The organism is Nocardioides sp. (genome assembly GCF_050246775.1).
Classification (GTDB): Bacteria; Actinomycetota; Actinomycetes; order Propionibacteriales; family Nocardioidaceae; genus Nocardioides.
This window is the reverse complement of sequence record NZ_JBFWVK010000001.1, coordinates 917,731-935,658: the sequence shown is the minus strand read 5'-3', so window position 1 is coordinate 935,658 and position 17,928 is coordinate 917,731. Positions and strand designations below refer to the sequence as shown.

Annotated in this window: 16 protein-coding genes; 10 read left to right on the top strand and 6 right to left on the bottom strand. The window is 68.8% G+C overall.

Annotated elements, in window-relative coordinates; all coding sequences use genetic code 11:
- Nucleotides 1-2: 2 nt before the first annotated feature.
- On the bottom strand, nucleotides 3-719 hold the full coding sequence (locus tag AB7I40_RS04500) for a hypothetical protein (protein WP_428343846.1): 717 nt from the start codon (nucleotides 717-719) through the stop codon (nucleotides 3-5).
- Between the two features lie 585 nt (nucleotides 720-1,304).
- Nucleotides 1,305-2,471 (bottom strand): acyl-CoA dehydrogenase family protein, encoded by a 1,167-nt coding sequence (locus AB7I40_RS04495; protein WP_428343845.1) that lies wholly within the window; start codon nucleotides 2,469-2,471, stop codon nucleotides 1,305-1,307.
- 59 nt (nucleotides 2,472-2,530) lie between these two features.
- Between AB7I40_RS04495 and AB7I40_RS04490 the strand changes: the two genes are divergently transcribed.
- Nucleotides 2,531-3,733, top strand: a complete 1,203-nt coding sequence (locus tag AB7I40_RS04490) for an NAD(P)/FAD-dependent oxidoreductase (RefSeq protein WP_428343844.1) — start codon at nucleotides 2,531-2,533, stop codon at nucleotides 3,731-3,733.
- Nucleotides 3,734-3,810: 77 nt separating this feature from the next.
- On the opposite strand, the gene AB7I40_RS04485 is transcribed toward AB7I40_RS04490, so the two are convergent.
- Both AB7I40_RS04485 and AB7I40_RS04480 read right to left on the bottom strand, forming a co-directional pair.
- Complete coding sequence (locus AB7I40_RS04485) at nucleotides 3,811-5,826, bottom strand: acetate--CoA ligase family protein (RefSeq protein ID WP_428343843.1); 2,016 nt, start codon at nucleotides 5,824-5,826, stop codon at nucleotides 3,811-3,813.
- A gap of 29 nt (nucleotides 5,827-5,855) precedes the next feature.
- Nucleotides 5,856-7,499, bottom strand: coding sequence for a phytoene desaturase family protein (locus tag AB7I40_RS04480; RefSeq protein WP_428343842.1), 1,644 nt, complete (start codon nucleotides 7,497-7,499; stop codon nucleotides 5,856-5,858).
- 101 nt (nucleotides 7,500-7,600) lie between these two features.
- Here AB7I40_RS04480 and AB7I40_RS04475 point away from each other — a divergent pair, with 101 nt between their 5' ends.
- Genes AB7I40_RS04475 through AB7I40_RS04465 form a run of 3 tightly spaced genes read left to right on the top strand, consistent with a single transcriptional unit; the run spans nucleotide 7,601 to nucleotide 9,291 of the window.
- Nucleotides 7,601-8,212 (top strand): TetR/AcrR family transcriptional regulator, encoded by a 612-nt coding sequence (locus AB7I40_RS04475; protein ID WP_428343841.1) that lies wholly within the window; start codon nucleotides 7,601-7,603, stop codon nucleotides 8,210-8,212.
- A 57-nt stretch (nucleotides 8,213-8,269) separates the two neighbouring features.
- A complete protein-coding gene (locus AB7I40_RS04470) occupies nucleotides 8,270-8,479 on the top strand; it encodes an RNA polymerase subunit sigma-70 (RefSeq protein ID WP_428343840.1) in 210 nt (69 codons plus the stop codon).
- Between the two features lie 29 nt (nucleotides 8,480-8,508).
- Nucleotides 8,509-9,291, top strand: coding sequence for a Clp protease N-terminal domain-containing protein (locus AB7I40_RS04465; RefSeq protein WP_428343839.1), 783 nt, complete (start codon nucleotides 8,509-8,511; stop codon nucleotides 9,289-9,291).
- Nucleotides 9,292-9,449: 158 nt separating this feature from the next.
- Here the strand turns inward: AB7I40_RS04465 and AB7I40_RS04460 are convergent, their stop codons facing one another.
- Nucleotides 9,450-10,541 (bottom strand): ABC transporter ATP-binding protein, encoded by a 1,092-nt coding sequence (locus AB7I40_RS04460; protein WP_428343838.1) that lies wholly within the window; start codon nucleotides 10,539-10,541, stop codon nucleotides 9,450-9,452.
- Nucleotides 10,538-11,971 carry an aspartate aminotransferase family protein gene (locus AB7I40_RS04455; protein WP_428343837.1) on the bottom strand — a complete coding sequence of 478 codons (1,434 nt, stop codon included), beginning with the start codon at nucleotides 11,969-11,971 and terminating at the stop codon, nucleotides 10,538-10,540. The genes AB7I40_RS04460 and AB7I40_RS04455 overlap by 4 nt, the downstream gene beginning before the upstream one ends.
- Before the next feature lie 98 nt (nucleotides 11,972-12,069).
- Between AB7I40_RS04455 and AB7I40_RS04450 the strand changes: the two genes are divergently transcribed.
- From AB7I40_RS04450 to AB7I40_RS04425, 6 genes are all read left to right on the top strand, one after another.
- On the top strand, nucleotides 12,070-13,293 hold the full coding sequence (locus AB7I40_RS04450; RefSeq protein ID WP_428343836.1) for a polyamine ABC transporter substrate-binding protein: 1,224 nt from the start codon (nucleotides 12,070-12,072) through the stop codon (nucleotides 13,291-13,293).
- Nucleotides 13,286-14,218 (top strand): ABC transporter permease, encoded by a 933-nt coding sequence (locus AB7I40_RS04445; protein ID WP_428343835.1) that lies wholly within the window; start codon nucleotides 13,286-13,288, stop codon nucleotides 14,216-14,218. Before AB7I40_RS04450 ends, AB7I40_RS04445 begins: the two co-directional genes overlap by 8 nt.
- A 43-nt stretch (nucleotides 14,219-14,261) precedes the next feature.
- On the top strand, nucleotides 14,262-15,137 hold the full coding sequence (locus tag AB7I40_RS04440) for an ABC transporter permease (protein WP_428343834.1): 876 nt from the start codon (nucleotides 14,262-14,264) through the stop codon (nucleotides 15,135-15,137).
- A gap of 36 nt (nucleotides 15,138-15,173) precedes the next feature.
- Nucleotides 15,174-16,319 (top strand): aromatic ring-hydroxylating oxygenase subunit alpha, encoded by a 1,146-nt coding sequence (locus tag AB7I40_RS04435; RefSeq protein ID WP_428343833.1) that lies wholly within the window; start codon nucleotides 15,174-15,176, stop codon nucleotides 16,317-16,319.
- Nucleotides 16,320-16,381: 62 nt separating this feature from the next.
- Nucleotides 16,382-17,608 carry a homogentisate 1,2-dioxygenase gene (locus AB7I40_RS04430; RefSeq protein ID WP_428343832.1) on the top strand — a complete coding sequence of 409 codons (1,227 nt, stop codon included), beginning with the start codon at nucleotides 16,382-16,384 and terminating at the stop codon, nucleotides 17,606-17,608.
- A complete protein-coding gene (locus AB7I40_RS04425) occupies nucleotides 17,605-17,922 on the top strand; it encodes a YidH family protein (protein ID WP_428343831.1) in 318 nt (105 codons plus the stop codon). The genes AB7I40_RS04430 and AB7I40_RS04425 overlap by 4 nt, the downstream gene beginning before the upstream one ends.
- Nucleotides 17,923-17,928 lie beyond the last annotated feature (6 nt).

Genomic DNA, 17,928 nt, shown 5'->3' with positions numbered 1-17,928 from the left:
CGTCATCCCCGATCCGTAGGAGGAGGGGGCCGCTTCGGCAGGGGTGGTGGTTCGGGCCAGCCGAACTTGGTCATGCCCCAGACGTAGGTGTCGCGGATCGCCTCGACCACGGTCAGGTCGGGGTCGTCGTTGTCGACGAACCAGTCGATGGGGAGGTCCACGGTCGCGTCGATCTCGCCGTTCGGCTTGGCGCGCCCGTAGCGCCGTGGCTTCTCGCGGTCGACGATGCCGACCATGAGGCTGAGCGTGTCTCCCTCGGTGAGTGCGAGGTAGTCCTGCCAGAGCGGGTCGGCTTTGAACCAGTCTGCAGCATGGAACTCGGGGCGGCGGAAACCCTTCCTGCGAGCCTCCCAGAAGGTGCTGGTGTAGCCGCCGTAGGCAGAGCGCTCGTACGGCTGCTCCACGGGAGGTGGAGGTGGAGGGGGTAACGCGCAGGCGACCGCCAGATCCGTGAAGAACCGCTGCTTGATCATGCGGTGGACGGGCCTGTTCTCGATGCTGCTGGCGCCCGTGAACCACGATGCAGGCACCGTCGCGCGCGCAACGATCTTGCCGGTCTTCATGCGACGGCCTGAGAAGGTGTAGTCGTCTACGTCATCTCGGATGATGAGCTCGAGGAAATCTCCGCGGCGTCTGCTGAGGTGCTCGACGATGTAGTCCTGCCACGATTCTGATGCCTGATGGTCAAACTCCGACAGGTCGCCAACGCGGCTACTCACCAAGACCGAGGACCTCAATGACACCCAGTCGTAGGTCGGCTTCGGGTTGTCTGGCCAAGTCACAGACATCTCTTCATGCCCAAGGGACGGTGGTCCTTGCGGGCCACGTATCGAGCACAATAGGTGGCCTCCCAGCCCCGGGCGCGGTACCAGCCCCTGATGTGGACCCGCACCCAGCGCCACTGACACGACTTGAGGCGAACAGCGTCGTCTCGGTTGCACGTGCCGATTTGAGATTCAGGCCGCGTCTTGCCCAAACGGGATTGGGTGATGCCGTACCCGATCCGGAACCCCGCACGGGCACTCCGATCGACATCCCGAAGGTCGCCACGGTGGAGCCGCCGCACCACTCAGGGAGCGACTTGGCCGTTCCTCGCATGAGCCAACAATGAGCCGAGGACGGTGACGTCGTCACGATGCTGAACGTGGCGGTGAGCAGGGCGAGCAGCAGTAGTCGAATCCCGAGTTTCATGCCGCGAACGATCGCTTGGCAACCGACGGTTTCCCAGCACTTTCAGCGACGATTTCAGGCAGTCACGACCAGTCACGAACAGTCATCACCAGTCATCACTGGTTGCGAAACTTTTACACGAGAGCGGAGCGACCTCGCTTGTCGAGCTGCCCGGCGATGATCAGTCGTTGCACCTCGCTGGCACCCTCCCAGATGCGCTCGACGCGCAGCTCGCGGAAGAACCGCTCGGCCACGTTCTCGCGCATGTAGCCGCGTCCGCCGAAGATCTGCACCGCCCGGTCCGCCACCCGGCCCGACAGCTCCGAGGCGAACAGCTTGGCCATCGAGCACTGGGCGTGGAGCACCTTCACGTCGGCACCCTCGTCCACGGCACGCGCCAGGGTGTAGAGCATGGTGCGCCCGGCGTACAGCTCGGTCAGGCTGTCGGCGAGCATCGCCTGCACCAGCTGCTTGTCGAACAGCATCTCCTGGCCCATCTTCCGCTGCTGGGCGAACGCGGTCGCCTCGTCGATCAGCCGCTCGGTGGCGCCCAGGCAGCGGGCGGCGATCATCATGCGCTCGAAGCGGAACCAGTCGTAGACGAACGTCATCCCGGCGTCCTCGCTGCCCACCAGGTGACTGGCCGGCACCCGCACGCCGTCGAACGCGACGATCGGGTGCTCGTGGCCGAGCGTGTGCGTGTACGCCGGGGTGCGGACCACGCGCACGCCGGGCGTCTCCTTGTCCAGCACGAAGAGGGCCTGGTCGCCGGCGTGCGGTCCTTCGGTGAGGACGCCCTGGAAGAAGATGTAGTCGGCCTCGTTGTAGGAGGTGACGTGCCACTTCACCCCGTCGAGGATGTAGTCGTCGCCGTCGCGCCTCGCGGTCGCCTGGAGGTCGGACACGTCGGAGCCGGCGTACTCCTCGGTGATCGCGTAGCACTCCTGCTTCTCGCCGCGCACGGTCGGCAGCAGCCAGGTCTCGAGCTGGTGCTGGTTGGCCACACCGGGCCACCATGCCGGCGGTGTGTGCAGGCACCAGGCCAGTCCGTTGGTGACCCGCCCGCCCTGTTCCTGGACCAGGACCTGCTGCAGGGTGCTGCACCCCTGGCCGCCGACCGAGGTGGGCATGTTGGTGGCGTAGAGACCCTGGTCGATGGCCTTGGCGTGCTGCTCGGCGGCGACGCCGTCAGGCAGGGCGCCGTCGTGGGCTTCGGCGTACTCCTCGTAGGGGATCAGGGCGTCCGCGAATGCCCGCGCCCGGGCCTGGAGATCGAGGTCGGCAGCAGTCAGGCCATACATGGTCGTCCTTCGGGCTGGGTGCATTGACTGACCGTTCAGTCTATGTCAGCCTCGGAACTGTGACCAGTGCCGTGCCGCGGAGTGCAGACGCTGTCGTCGTGGGTGGCGGCACGATCGGTGCCTGGTGCGCCTGGCAGCTCAGGCAGGCCGGCCTGGACGAGGTGGTGCTCCTGGAGAAGGGCACGCTGGGATCCGGAGCGAGCTCGCGGGCCGCCGGGATGGTGCGGGCCCAGGGTGGCACCGAGGTCGCGGTCCGCCTCGGCATGTTCAGCCGCGACTTCTACCTCGACCAGCACGAACGACTGGGCATCGACTCGGGTTTCGTCGAGCAGGGCTACTTCATGCCCTGCTTCTCCGACGACGAGGTCACGCTGGCGCGCGCCCGGATCGCGATGCAGCAGGCCGTCGGGCTCGACGTGCGCTGGGTCGACCCCGACGAGCTCGACCACCTCAATCCGTCGATGGCGCCGGGCCAGACCCTCGGAGGTTCGTACGCCGCCGGTGACGGTTACCTCGACCCGCCGCGCAACGTCCTGGCCTACACCGCGGCGCTGTTCACCGCCGGCGTCGACGTGCGCGAACGTACGGCGTTCGAGGGCCTGCAGGTCTCCGGGGGGCGGGTCACGGGCGTGGAGACCACCTCTGGTCCGATCGCCACCACGCGTGTGGTGCTCACCGGTGGTCCGACCCTGGGCGCGGTCGGCCGCGCGGTGGGCGCCGACATCCCGTCCGGCGGCGTACGCCATCAGGTGGTCGTCACCGAGCCCCACCCCGATCTCGCCCCCGACCGGCTGCCGATGATGTTCGACGTCACCTCGGGGATCTACTGGCGTCCCGAGGAGGGCGGGGTGATGTGGGGGATGAGCAACCCCGACGAAGCTCCGGGCGAATCCACCTCGTTCGACTGGGATTACTACGACACGATGCGTTCGCGGATCGCCACCCTGCTCCCGGTGACCGCCTCACTCGGCCTGCGCCGGACCTGGGCTGCCACGATCGACTTCACCCCTGATCACCTGCCGATCCTCGGTCCGCTCCTGACCGCTGACGGACCGGTCGACGGCACCGTCGTGGCGGCCGCCGGCGGTCACGGGATGATGTGGGGGCCGGGCGTGGCCAGGGCGGCTGCCGACCTCGCGCTCACCGGGACCACCGACCTGGTGGACGTCACCGACCTCGGCCTCGACCGCTTCGACGCCGATGGTAACAGCAGACTCGCACCCGACCCGATCGCGCTGCCGTTCCCCACGAGCACTCGATAGTCCCGAACGTTCGGCACCGCGACACGCCGACTGAAGGTGCCAAACGTTCGGGACTATCGCAGCAAGAAACGTGAGATCTAGCCTGGCCGGCGAGGCAGCACCAGGGCATCGACGGCGACCGCGCCGGCGGCGGTCACGATGAGCGGGTTGACGTCGAGGGCGTCCAGCTGGTCCCCGAGCTCGTGGGCGAGGTCGGAGACGGCGACGATCGTGTCGACCACGGCCTCGAGGTCGCCAGGCAGGGTCCCTCGATGTCCTGCGAGCAGGCGGGCCACCTTGAGGCGGGCGACGAGGTCGCGCGCGGTGTCGGCGGTCACCGGGGCCAGCGCGACGACCCGATCATCGAGCAGTTCCACGAGGGTGCCGCCGGCGGCCACGACCAGGAGCGGACCCAGCAGGGGGTCGCGCCAGATGCCGATCGCCAGCTCGACGCCTGCCGGGACGTGCCGTTGCACCTCCACCTGCGCTCCGAGGCGGCCCAGGGCGGCGTACGCCGTGCGCACCGCGGCGTCGTCGGCGAGGCCGAGCCACACGCCGTCGACGTCCACCTTGTGGCTGACCTCCGGGTTGGCGGTCTTGAGGACGACGGGGTGGCCGAGGCGGCGCGCCACGGCGACGGCAGCCTCCTCGGACGCGGCCAGCTCGGAGTGCACCACGCTGACCCCGTAGTCCATCAGCAGCGCGAGCGCCTCCACCTCGCCGGTGACGAGCCGCTCGGTCCACTGCCGTTGGCGGTCCAGGTCGATCGGCGTGGTTCCCAGGAGTGCGGGCGCGGCCTGCTCACGCAGGTGGCGCAGTGCGATGAGTCCGGACCGGGTGCCTTCGAGGACAGGAATGCCCTGGGCGCGCAGGGTGGCAGCGAGTGGCTGGTCGATCGCCGAGGCCAGGTTGGACAGCACCACGACCGGTTTGTCGGTGGCGGCCTGGACCCGGGTGAGGGCGCGGGGGAAGGCATCGTCGCCGTCGTACTCGGTCACCAGGTCGACGGCCAGCGCGACGACCTCGACCGCGGCATCGTCCGCGAGCGCAGTGAGGCAGTTCGTGAAGAGGTCCTCGGTCGAGGCTCCGCCACCCCAGACATCGAGCGGGTTCGTGGCCTGCAGCCCGGGGTCGAGGAGCTCGGTCAACCGCTGGGTGGTCGCGGGCGCGAGCGGCGCGAAGGGGACGCCGGTGCGCTCCGCGACGTCCGCGACCAGGACCCGCTCGGCGCCGGAGTCGTGGACGGTCGCGATCCCGGCACCCGGGTGCCGGATCCGGCGCCCGACCGCGAACAGCTCCAGGCTGTCGGTGAAGGTGGCCAGGTCGTCGCAGCGATGCACGCCGTAGGCGGCGAACAGGGCTTCCCAGGCGGCGTCCGAGCCGGCCAGCGCACCCGAGTGGGCATCGACCAGGGCGGTGCCGACCACCGACGACCCCACGGTGAGCGCCACGACAGGGATGTCGCGCTCGGCGGCGGCAGCGAGGCCGGCGCGCAGGGCTGGTACGTCGCGCAGGGTCTCCAGCACGAGGCCGATGACCTGGGTCTCGGGCATCGAGAGGGCCTGGGCGAGGTAGTCGGCGGTGGTGGTGACCAGCTCCTGTCCGCTGGAGACGACCAGGGAGTAGTGCAGGCGCCGGTGGGTGCGCAGCATCGCGGAGAACACCGACCCGGAGTGTGTGACGAGGGCGATCGGACCTGGCGGCAGCGGGTCGCGCTCCAGGTAGCCGATCGCTCGCACGCCGCGGGTCACGTTGATGAAGCCCATGCACCCGGCCCCGCAGAGCTCGAGGCCGGCAGCAGCCGACACGAGGTCATCGCGCACCCCGTGGGCGCTGCCGAAGACCACGGCCCCGGCGTCTCCGCGAGCTGAGGCCAACCGGACCTGGTCGACCAGGGCGGCATCGGGTACGCCGAGCAGCACCAGGTCGACCGGGTTGGGGACGTCGGCGAGGGACGGCAGGCAGGGCTCACCGAGCACGGTGCTGCGGCCGGGGTTGATGAGGTGCACCCGCGTGAAGCCCGGGCTGCGCAGCACCTCGGTGGTCATCCGCCACCCGAAGGAGTCCGGCCGGTCGCTGGCCCCGACGACCGCGACGGTGCGCGCCTCCAGCATCGAGTGGACGCCTGCGCGAAGCGGTGGGGTCACTGGCGTCGCAGCAGCCGTCGGGGTGACCGCCGCGCCGACTTGGCATCCTTGAGTGCGGCCCGGGCGGCCTGGAGGCCGGGGATGCCGCAGACCCCGCCGCCGGCGTGGGTGGCGGAGCTGGCGTTGTAGAGGCCGGCGATCGGCGTGCGGTAGTCGGCGTAGCCCGGGGCTGGTCGCATGTGGAACAGCTGCTCCACGGCCAGCTCGCCGTGGAAGATGTTGCCGCCGATGAGCCCGTACTCGCTCTCCATCTCGTGCGGTCCGACGATGTCGCGGGCGATGATCGAGTCCCGGAAGCCGGGTGCCACGTCGTCGTACAGGGTGATGAGGCGCTCGGCGTAGGCCTCCAGTTCCTCGGTGTGCGGCTCGGTGTTCCAGTCGTGGGGGACCCACTGGGTGAACAGCGAGAAGACGTGGGTGCCATCGGGGTTGAGCGTCTTGTCCAGGGTGGTCGGGATGACGCCGTCGGAGAACGGGGCCGTGGCCGGCTTGCCCTCGCGGGCCTCGATGAACGCCTTCTCGATGAAGTCCATGGTGGGGGCCATCTCGACCGAGCCGGTGTGGTGCTCGGCCTGGCCTTCGCTGGGGTCGGCGGTGAAGCTGGGCAGCCGGTCGATGGCCAGGTTGATCTTCACCACGCCGCTGCGCGAGCGCCAGTGCTCGATGTCGCGGACGAAGTCGGTCGGCAGGTGCTGGGCGCCGACCTGTTCGAGGAAGGCGCGCTTGGGGTGCAGGCTCGTGACGACCAGTGGTGCGCTCAGCTCGTCGCCGGAGGCCAGTACGGCGCCCTCGACCCGACCGCCCTTCACCAGCAGGGACGCCACGGGGGCGTTGGTGCGGATCTCGGCACCGAACGATTCCGCGCTGCGGCGGATGGCGTCGGAGACGGCCCCCATGCCGCCCTCGGGGTAGCCCCAGCTGCCCAGTTGGCCGTCACCCACGTCGCCGATGGAGTGATGGGCCATCACGTAGGCGGTGCCCGGTTCGTAGGGGCCGGCCCACGTGCCGATCACTCCGTTGACGGCCAGGGCGCCCTTGATCTGGGGCGACTCGAACCAGTCGTCGAGGAGATCGGCGATGCTCATCGTCATCAGGCGGGTGACGTCGGCGACGGTGCGGGCGTCGATGCCCCGGTTGCGCCAGGCCAGCTTGGCGAGCGCGGCGAGCTCGGCCGGCTCGTGGGAACCGATCGACGGCGGGACGGTCATCAGCAGGGGCGCGAGCACGTCGGCGAGTCCGGCGAGCCAGTCGTTCCACTCGTCCCAGGCACGCGCGTCCTTCGAGGACCACTTCGCGATCTGCTCTCTGGTGCGCTTCGGGTCGTCCTCGTAGATCGTGAGCGACCCTCCTTCGGGGAAGGCCTGGTAGTAGGGGCCCATCGGGTGCACCCGGTAGCCGTGCCGTTCCAGTTGGAGATCCTGCAGGATGGTCGGCGGCATCAGGCTCATCACGTAGGAGAGCCGGGTGACCGCGAGGTGCGGGTGCTCGGGCCAGGGACGCTCGGTGGTGGCCGCGCCACCAGTCGTCGCGCGGGCCTCGAGCACCACCGTGCGCAGTCCCGCTCGGGCTAGGTAGGCCGCCGAGACGAGGCCGTTGTGACCCCCGCCCACCACGATGGCGTCGTACTGGTTCGAGGTCATGTTGGCACCCGTCTCGTGGTGAAATCCTGACTGACTGTTCAGTCTATTCGCGTGCTACGGTGCGCCACAAGCAAGCGGACACGATTCGGGTGGTTGGGATCATGGCGAAGGCGCCGAACGAAGCAGTCGCAGACGTACGACGTGACCAGATGGTGGCCGCGGCTGCCCAACTCATCGCCGAGCGGGGCTTCGCCGAGACTCGGATCGCCGACGTGGCCAGTCGGGTCGGCGCCAGTCCGGCCCTGGTCATCTACTACTTCGGCACCAAGGACAGTCTGCTCACCGAGGCCCTGCGCTGGTCCGAGCGGGAGTTCTACGCGAGCGCTGAGGCGATGCTGCGCGAGACGCCCGCGATGATGACCCGCCTCGAGACCCTCGTGACGATGTGCATCCCGCTGATCGAGGACGGCCAGGTGCCGGCCGACTGGGGGCTGTGGTTCGACCTGTGGGCCCAGGCCTTCCGCAACCCGCAGGTGAAGCAGGACCGGGTGCTGCTCGACGAGCAGTGGCGCGCGGTGATCTCGCGGATCGTCCAGGACGGTGTCGCGGCGGGGGAGATCGGCGATGTCGACGTGGAGTGGTTCACGATCATGTGGTCGTCCCTGCTCGACGGGCTTGTGGTGCAGGTGGCCCTCGATGATCCGCTGGTGACCGGCGACCGGGCGCAGCGTGTGGCGCTGGACGTGGCCCGCAAGGAGCTCGGCATCTCGTAAGGCACGAGTTTGTCAGGAAAAGTTGACAGATCATGGTCTGTCAGGTTTACTTGACGTATGAACGACGCCACGAACCTGGACAAGGACGCCGCGAGCATGGACCCCGAGCAGGGACTCATCGCCGTGCGGGCCCTCAGGGTCCTGGCCGACCGGCTCGAAGAGGTCCATGTCCGCAATGCGCGGACCCAGGGCTGGAGCTGGCAAGCCATTGCCGACGTCCTCAAGGTCAGTCGGCAGGCCGTTCACCAAAAACACTTCCGCGACTGACGCGGACCACCCTTCTTGAGGAGAACCACATGTACAGCCGACTCAACCCAGAAGCCCGCATCGCTGTGATGCAGGCAACCGATGAGGCTCGCGAACTCGGACACTCCGAGGTCGGAGCCGACCACGTCCTGCTCGGCCTGCTCGCCAACGTCCGCGGCGAGACCTACGCACTGCTGACCCAGCACGGACTCACCTTCGACCAGGCGCGGAGCATCGTCATCGAGCGTCACGTCGAGACACCGCGCGATCAGGATGCCGATCCCGAAGCCTCCAGCGCCGAGCTCGACGAGGACCGCGCAGCACTGCGTGCCATCGGCATCGATCTCGACAAGGTGCGCGAGGCCGTCCGCTCCACCTTCGGTGACGACATCACCGAGGGGTGGGGTGAGCGAGGGCGCGGCCGAGGTCGCGGCCGCCGGGGCGGACCTGGTGGCCATCACGGCAGGCACCACCACGGGAGGCCGGACCGCCGCGCAACAGGCCCCGACTCCGCGGAGGTGGAAGACCCTCGGATCGAGGGTCGCCGCGGCGGCGGTCGCGGTCGACGCGGCCCCCGCAGCGAGCGCTTCGGCGATCGCCTCCCGTTCTCACCCGCCCTCGTGGAGGCCCTGCGCGGCGTACGCCGTGTTGCCGGAGCCGACGACCGTGAGCGTCGCCGCGGCCCCGGCGGGCCGGGCATGACCGCCCCCCGCCTGCTCCTGGCGATCGCGCGGTCGGGGGACCCAGCGGTCGAGGCCGTCCTCGGCTGGGCCGACGACTCGGCCGCGCTGCGCGCCGCCATCGAGGAGTACGCCGGTCAGCCGACCGCCTGATCAACTGTCACCGGACCCGCCACCCCAACTATCCGGGGTGGCGGGTTTGCGGCCGTGTGGCCTGCTGCAGGTTTCCCCGGCTGACCGGGGATTCCCTCGGTTGTCAGCCTTTGCAGAGGCTGACAACCGCGAGTTTCACCGGTCAGCCGGGGATCCCGTCAGCCGGTCGGCAGCAGCCGTAGGGCAGAGGGCGAGACCCGCACGCACACCGGCGAGCCGACCGTGAGCCAGGGGGGCGGCTCGCCGTGCACGTTGGCGACCTCGGCCTCCAACGTGAGCTGACCGATGTCGACGAGTACGGCGGTGTGCGCGCCACGGAAGGTCAGGGTGGTCACGGAGCCGGTGAGCAGGTTGGTGTCGGTGCCGGTCTCGAGGGCGGTGGGAGACACCTCGACCCGCTCGGGGCGCACCATCAGGCTCAGGGCCTCGCCGACGGCGGCGGGGTGGGACCCCACGTCCACCTGGAGGACGGATCCGCCCGCCGTGCAGGTGACCCGCTCCGGCCCGACCGCGGTCACGGTCGCGTCGTACAGGTTGGTGGTGCCCAGGAACGTCGCGACGTGGGTGTTGGCCGGCTGGGAGTAGACCTCGCTGGGGGTGCCGACCTGCATCACGTGACCCTCGTGCAGGACCGCCAGGCGATCCGACATCGTCAGGGCCTCGTCCTGGTCGTGGGTCACGTAGACGAACGTGGTGCCCACCAGCCTCTGCAGTGAGCGCAGCTCGAGCTGCAGCTGCTTGCGCAGCTTCGCGTCGAGCGCACCCATCGGCTCGTCGAGCAGCAGCACCGTCGGCTCGAGGACGAGTGCCCGGGCCAGCGCGACCCGCTGCTGCTGGCCCCCGGACAGCTGGTGCGGCTTGCGCTTGGCCAGCTTGCCCATCTGGACGAGGTCCAGGGCCGCGTCCACACGGCGGCGTACGTCGGCCGGGGTCGCGGACTGGTACTTCAGCCCGAACGCGACGTTGTCGGAGACACTCAGGAACGGGAAGAGGGCATAGGACTGAAACACGGTGTTGACGGGACGCTTGTGCGGCGCCACCGAGGACAGGTCCTGGCCGTCGAGGTGGATCGACCCGGCATCCGGCTGCTCGAACCCCGCGATCATGCGGAGCGTCGTGGTCTTGCCGCAGCCGGAGGAGCCGAGCAGGGAGAAGAACTCACCCTCGCCGATCTCGAGGTCGATGCCGTCGACCGCGACCTCGTCACCGAACCGCTTCACCAGGCCCGAGAGTGACAGCGCGCCGCTCATCGGGTCTCGACAGGCTCGACCGACGACGAGGCAGGCTCGACCGACGACGAGGCGGGCTCGGCCAGCGCGCGGGCCAGGACCTCGCAGTTGGCCACGAAGCGGTCGACGTCCTCGTCGGTGTGCTGCACCGACAACAGCCACTGCTCGACCTTGCCCCAGGGAGGAAGGAACGCTCCGCGGTTGTGCTGCACCAGCCAGTGCGCGTGTCCGTAGCGACCGTCGAGCTCGGTGAAGTCGCGGTAGTTGTGGATCGGCTGCGGCAGGAAGGAGACGCAGCCCTTCGCGCCCGCGGTGACGACCCGCCACGGCATCTGGTGGCGGTCGATCACGTCCTGGAGTCCCGCGGCCATCCGGTCGCGCAACTTGTCGAGATGCTCGTAGGCAGCCGGGGTGAGGACCTCGGTGAGCATGGCCCGGGCTGATGCCATGGCCAGCGGGTTGCCGTTGAAGGTGCCGACCTGCTCGTAACCCCCGTCGGCGATCAGGGACATCACCTCCGTGGTGCCACCGATCGCGGAGGTGGAGATTCCGCCGCCGAGGGCCTTGGCCAGACAGATCAGGTCAGGCGTCACGCCGACCACCCGTGAGGCCCCGCCCGGGCCGACGGTGAGACCGGTCTTCACCTCGTCGAAGGCCAGGAGCGCACCGTGTCGGTGCAGCAGTTCCTTCAAGGACGCCAGGTAGCCCTCGTCGGGATGGATGATGCCTGCGTTCATCATGATCGGCTCGAGGATCATCCCCGCGATCTGGTCGGGGAAGGCGAGCAGTGCTCGCTCGACGGCGGCGAGGTCGTTGAAGGGGACGACGCTGACCAGGTCGAGGATCGCTCCGGGGATCCCGGTGTTGTCCGGTACGCCGATGGGCGCGTCCGGTGGGCCGATCGCGTCATCGGGCTCGGGCAGCACCGAGACCAGCACGGAGTCGTGATGCCCGTGGTAGCAACCCTCGACCTTGAGGATCCGGTCGCGTCCGGTGGCGGCGCGCATCAGGTGGACGGCGTCCATGGTGGCCTCGGTGCCGGAGTTGCCGAAGCGCCACAGGGGGAGGCCGAAGCGCTCCGACAGGTTGTCGGAGACCACGATCGCGTCCTCGGTGGGCTGGGCGAAGTGGGTCCCCTCGGTGACGCGTCGCTGCACGGCCGCGACGATCGCCGGGTGGGCGTGGCCGGCGAGCGAGACGCCGTACCCGCCGTGGAAGTCGGAGTATTCGCAGCCGTCGACGTCGTAGATCTTCGAGCCACTCCCATGGCTCATCCAGATCGCCTGTGGCTCGGCGATCTGCCAGTTCGACGTACAACCACCGGCCAGGTGGGTGGCGCGGGCCGAGTACTCACGGCTGCGAGGTTCGCGCTCGACGAAGGCCTGGGTCTCAGCCTCGATCAGGGCGTCGAGCCGATCGGAGAGAAGGGGTGCACTTTCGATGATGGTCATGGGTTCCCTCGAGTCATTGACTGATCGTTCAGTCTATGCGACGGTTTCGGGAGGGAACAAGGTTCAGCACCAGCCACTCTGACTGCTGAGGGGACTCGATGGTAGGCAGGCCCGTCGCGCGCCGCACCGTCCTGCGGGGCGCGCTCGCGGCTGGCGTCGCCAGTCCGTTCTTGGCCGCCTGCGGCGGTGGAGACGGCTCCTCCGCCGGCGCCGGGCCCGAGAAGCTCCCCGCGCCCGACAACCCGGTGACCTGGTCGGTGAGCAAGGCCAACCCGGCGATCGAGTCCGGTCTGGTGCCCGAGGCAGGCAGCACGCTGCGGATCTACAACTACGCCGACTACCTCTCGCCCAAGATGCTGAAGGACTTCGAGAAGAAGTACAGCGTCGACATCCGGCTCTCGACCTTCAACGACGCCGACGAGGCACTGACCAAGATCGCCTCGAAGAACCTCAAGTTCGACCTCTACTTCCCCAGCTACGACTCCGTCGGGCGGCTGATCCAGGGCGACCTGCTGCGCCCGCTCAACCACGACTATCTGCCCAACACCGCCAACCTGTGGACGAGCATGCAGGACCCCTGGTGGGACAAGGGTGCGCAGTACACGATCCCCTACACCGTCTACAGCACCGGCATCGCCTGGCGCACCGACCAGGTGCCCACCGACATCGAAGGCTTGGACAACCCCTACGACGTGCTCTGGGACCCCACCTACAAGGGGAAGATGGCGATCCTCGACGACTGGCACGCCGCGATGGCGATGGTGCTGCTGCGCAACGGTGTGACCGACATCAACACCACCGACGAGAAGGACATCGCGATGGTCCGAGAGCAGCTGCTCGACCTGCGCAAGACGATGGACCCTCGGGTGACGATCTCGATGTACACCGATCTGCCGGCCGGCCAGTACGGGCTCTGCCAGGCCTGGAGCGGCGACGCGATCAACATGCCCTACTACCTGCCTGACGGGACCTCGCCGGACCTGCTGCGCTACTGGTTCCCCGAGGACGGCGTCGGCGAGGTCGACAACGACCTGGTGGTCTGCCTGGCCCAAGGGGAGAACCCGGTGGCCGCCCACGTGTTCATGAACGAGCTGCTCGATCCCGACGCGGCAGGCACCAACTTCGGCTTCACCGGCTACCAGCCCCCGCTGACCGCGTTCACGCCCGACACCCTGGTGAAGGACGGTTACGTCCCGGAGAACCTGGCCCGGGCCGTCGTCCGCGAGTCCGACTTCGACACCGGCGTCCCACTCCTGCAGCTGCCGGCGGCCACGGACGCGGCGTACCACCAGGTGTGGCAGGAGTTCAAGGCCGGTGGCTGACCGGTCGGCCGACGCGTCGACCCATCAGGGCCCCGTCGGCACCCGTCGTCTCTGGCCGGCCCTGGCCATGCCAGGCATCGCGTGGCTCGCCGTCTTCTTCGTCGCTCCGTTCTACGTCGTCCTGGCCATCCTGTTCGGGGCCACCGATCCGGTGCTGCGCCAGCCGGTGCCGGTGTGGAACCCGCTGGACTGGGACTTCACGCAGTTCCGCTACGTCATCGATCACATCGTCGGACCGGACGCGTTCTTCCGGCCCGCGCTCGTGCGCACGGTCGTGTACGTCGCGTTGGCGAGCCTGCTCTGCCTGCTGATCGCCTACCCGGTGGCCTACTACACGGCCCGGTTCGCGGGGCGGTGGAAGGGGCTGCTGCTCGCCTGCCTGATCGCGCCGTTCTGGATCAGCTACATGATGCGGATGCTGGCCTGGGTCAACCTGCTGCAGACCGATGGCCTGGTCAACAAAGGCCTCAGTCTCGGCGGGCTGTTCGACGTGCGCGTCGACTGGCTCGGTGGTCAGCCGACCACGGTGATCCTCGGGCTGGTCTACGGCTACGTGCCCTACATGATCCTTCCGCTCTTCGCGGGTCTGGACCGGGCTCCGGCCTCGATCCTGGAAGCCGCGCGGGACCTGGGCGCCAACAGGTGGGAGACCTTCCGGCGGGTCACCTGGCCGCTGAGTCGACAGGCGGTGGTGGTCAGCCTGCTGTTGACCACCCTGCCGATGCTGGGCGACTACTTCACCAACGACCTGCTCTCCGGGTCCCCGGAGACGAGCATGATCGGCAACCTGATCAACAACTCGGTCCTCACGCCCGGGCAGACGGGACAGGCCGGTGCGTTCGTGCTGCTGATCCTGCTGGTCTCCATCGTGCCGATGGTGATCTACGTGCGCTCCACCCGCTCCGGAGCGGACATCGCGTCATGAGCGGCTGCGGGTCGCAAGCGTGTCGAGACCAGGACGTGGCGTCGTGAGAGGCCCGGTCGCCTGGTGGCGCGACCCCTGGCGCAAGCCGCGCATCCTGCTGGCGGTCACCCTGTGCTACCTGCTCTGGTCCCTGTTGCCGGTGCTGGTCGCGGTGCTCTTCTCGTTCAACGCCGGGCGGTCGCGCACCACGTGGCAGGGCTTCTCGATGCGCTGGTACTACGGTGATCCGTTGCGCTCGGTGTGGCACGACGCCAGCCTGCACACCGCCCTGACGCACACGTTGTGGCTCGGGGTGCTGGCCACGGCGGTGACGGTGCCGCTCGGAGTGCTCTTGGCGCTCGGTCTGGACCGCTGGCGGGGACGGATCCCCTCGGGGGCCAACCTGACCGTGATCATCTCCTTCGTGCTGCCCGAGATCCTGATCGCAGTGTCCCTGCTGTTCGTGGCCACCGTGCTCAGCACCCCGCTGCAGCTCGGCACCAGCGGTCAGGTGATGGCCCTGGTGACCTATCAGCTGTCCTATCCCGTGGTGATCGTGCGCAGCAGGCTGCTCACCATCGGCCGGGACTATGAGGAGGCCGCGATCGACCTGGGTGCCTCACCGCTCGGCGCCGTACGGCGGGTGCTGCTGAAGATGCTGCTCCCGGCCATCTTCGCCAGCGCGGTGCTGGTCTTCGCCGATGTCATCGACGACTTCATCATCGTGCGCTACCTGTCCGGGGACTCCTCGACCGAGCCGGTGTCGGTGAAGGTCTACAACACCGCTCGGGCCGCGCCGACGCCGGCGCTCAACGCGCTCACCACGTTGCTGCTGCTGGCCTCGCTGCTGGCGGTCGTGCTCGGGTTCGTTGCCTACCGCTGGTTCACCCGTGGCGAGCGAGGCGGCCGGGGTCTCGACGTGTTCGCCGGCGAGGCGTAGGCTTGAATGGTCGTTCAGTCCGAAAGGTAGTCCGTCATGACCGTCGTTCCTCCCGCCCCCCTCGACCCGGACCAGGTGGCCCTCTCCCTGGCCCCCTTCGGCCACAGTCGGATGCTGCCGCGAGACGCCTATCTCAGTGATGCCGTGCTCGCCTGGGAGCAGGAGCACCTGTTCGGCGGCTGGGTCTGTGTCGGTCGCTCCAGTGAGATCTCCACGAGCGGCATGACCGCCCAGTCGCTCGGCGACTACGGCGTCCTGCTGACCCGCGACAAGTCCGGGGTGCTGCGCGGCTTCGAGAACGCCTGCCGCCACCGCGGCCACGAGCTGCTTCCCTGTGGTGGGACCAGCGAGGACCTGCGCGCGATCGTCTGCCCCTACCACGCGTGGTCCTATCGCCTCGACGGCTCGCTGATCGGTGCGCCCGGACACAAGGACGCCGTGGACTTCGACAAGTCCGCCTTCAGTCTGAAGCCGGTCGGTGTCCAGGAGTGGCACGGGTGGGTCTTCGTGGATCGCAAGAACCAGGGCCTGCCGTTCGCCGAGCACATCGGCGAGCTCGAGGGAATCGTGGCCGACTACGACGCCGAGACGCTGGTGACCCCGGTCGTGCACGAGTACGACGTCGCCTCCAACTGGAAGGTGATCATCGAGAACTACCAGGAGTGCTACCACTGCTCCTCGATCCACCCGGAGCTGTGCGCGGTCAGCCCGCCGACCTCGGGGGAGAACCTCGAGATGGAGGGCAACTGGGTCGGCGGCTGGATGGACCTGCGCGAGCACGCCGACACGATGTCCTTCGACGGCCGCAGCGGCGGTGTGGCGATGGCCCGGCTCGACGAGGTGGAGCGGCGCACGGTCATGTATGTCGCGGTGATGCCGAACCTGCTGATCAGCCTGCACCCGGACTACATCATGACCCACCTGCTCACCCCGATCTCGCCCGACGTGACCCGGGTGCGCTGCTCGTGGGCGTTCCCGGCCGAGGTCGCCGGCGCGGAGGGCTTCGACCCGGCGTACGCCGTGGACTTCTGGGACCTCACCAACCGGCAGGACTTCTCGGCCTGTGAGTCGGTGCAGCGTGGCATGAAGGCTCCGAACTACCAGGCCGGGCCGCTGGCGCCGGACGAGGACGGGGTCTACCAGTTCGTCACGCGGATCGCGCAGGCCTACCAGGGCAGTTGATCTGTCGCTAGGCTTGGACCGATGAACGGACAGAGTTGTCCGATTATCGGAAAGGGTCTGGCATGCCTCACTACCGCGTCGTCGGCTCGGTGCCGCCCAAGCGGCACACGCAGCACCGCGACTCGTCGGGACAGCTCTACTACGAGGAGCTGATGGGGGAGGAGGGCTTCTCCTCGGACTCCTCCCTGCTCTACCACCGCGGCGTACCGTCCGCGCTCGTCGCCTCCGAGATCTGGGAGCTGCCCGACCAGTCGCGCACGCCCAACCATCCGCTCAAGGCACGCCACCTCAGGCTGCACTCGCTGTTCTCCGGGCCGGCGGACGCCGTCACGGGTCGCCGTCTGATCCTGGGCAACAACGACGTCCGGATCGCCTACGTGGTCACCGGCACGGAAGCCTCGCCGCTCTACCGCAACGCCGTGGGCGATGAGTGCGTGTACGTCGAGTCCGGGACCGGGTCCGTCGAGACGGTCTTCGGGGTGGTCACCTACCGGAGCGGCGACTACGTCCTGATCCCGCGCGCGACCACCCACCGCTGGGTCCCCAGCGAGTCGAGCCAGCTCTACGCGATCGAGGCCAACAGCCACATCGCACCGCCCAAGCGCTACCTGTCGCGCTACGGCCAGCTGCTCGAGCACGCGCCGTACTGCGAGCGCGACCTGCACGGGCCGCACTCGTCGACCGAGCTGCTGGAGGCACACGCCGGTGAGGTCGATGTCGACGTGCTGGTCAAGCACCGGGTCAGCGGCACGATCGGGGGCACCCGGATGACCTACGCGACCCATCCCTTCGACGTCGTCGGCTGGGACGGCTGCCTCTACCCCTACACGTTCAACATCGAGGACTACATGCCGATCACCGGCAAGGTGCACCAGCCGCCGCCGGTGCACCAGGTCTTCGAGGGGTGGAACTTCGTGATCTGCAACTTCCTGCCGCGCAAGGTCGACTACCACCCGCTCGCGGTGCCGGTGCCCTACTACCACTCCAACGTCGACAGCGACGAGGTGATGTTCTACGTGGGCGGCGACTACGAGGCACGCAAGGGATCCGGGATCAACCTCGGCTCCGTCTCCCTGCATCCCGGCGGCTATGCCCATGGACCACAGCCGGCCGCGATCGAGGCGTCCCTGGGGGCGGACTACTTCGACGAGTCTGCCGTCATGGTCGACACCTTCGCGCCGCTGGAGCTCGGCGAGGGCGGACTGGCCGTCGAGGACCCGGCCTATGCCTGGACGTGGGCGGGGCGTGGGCCCGGCGACGGTGATCCAGCCGTATTCTCCAACTCGTGATCCCCGACCCCCGTTACGAACTGGCCAACGAGCGCACCTATCTCGCCTGGGTTCGGACCTCGCTCGGGCTCATCGCGGGGGCCGCCGGCCTTCATGCGATCGACACCGGGTGGCCCCAGTGGGCCGAGTCGACCATCTCTGCCGTCCTGGCGGGCACCGCTGTCGCCTGCACCCTGCTGGCGTGGTGGCGCTGGCGCGGCGCCAAGGCCGCGATGAAGGCCGGCGAGGAACTGCCCGAGGACTACGGGCACGTCATCCTGACCGTCGTGATCGCGGCCGTCGCCCTCGCTGTCCTGTTGCTCGTGGTGCTCTGACGCCAC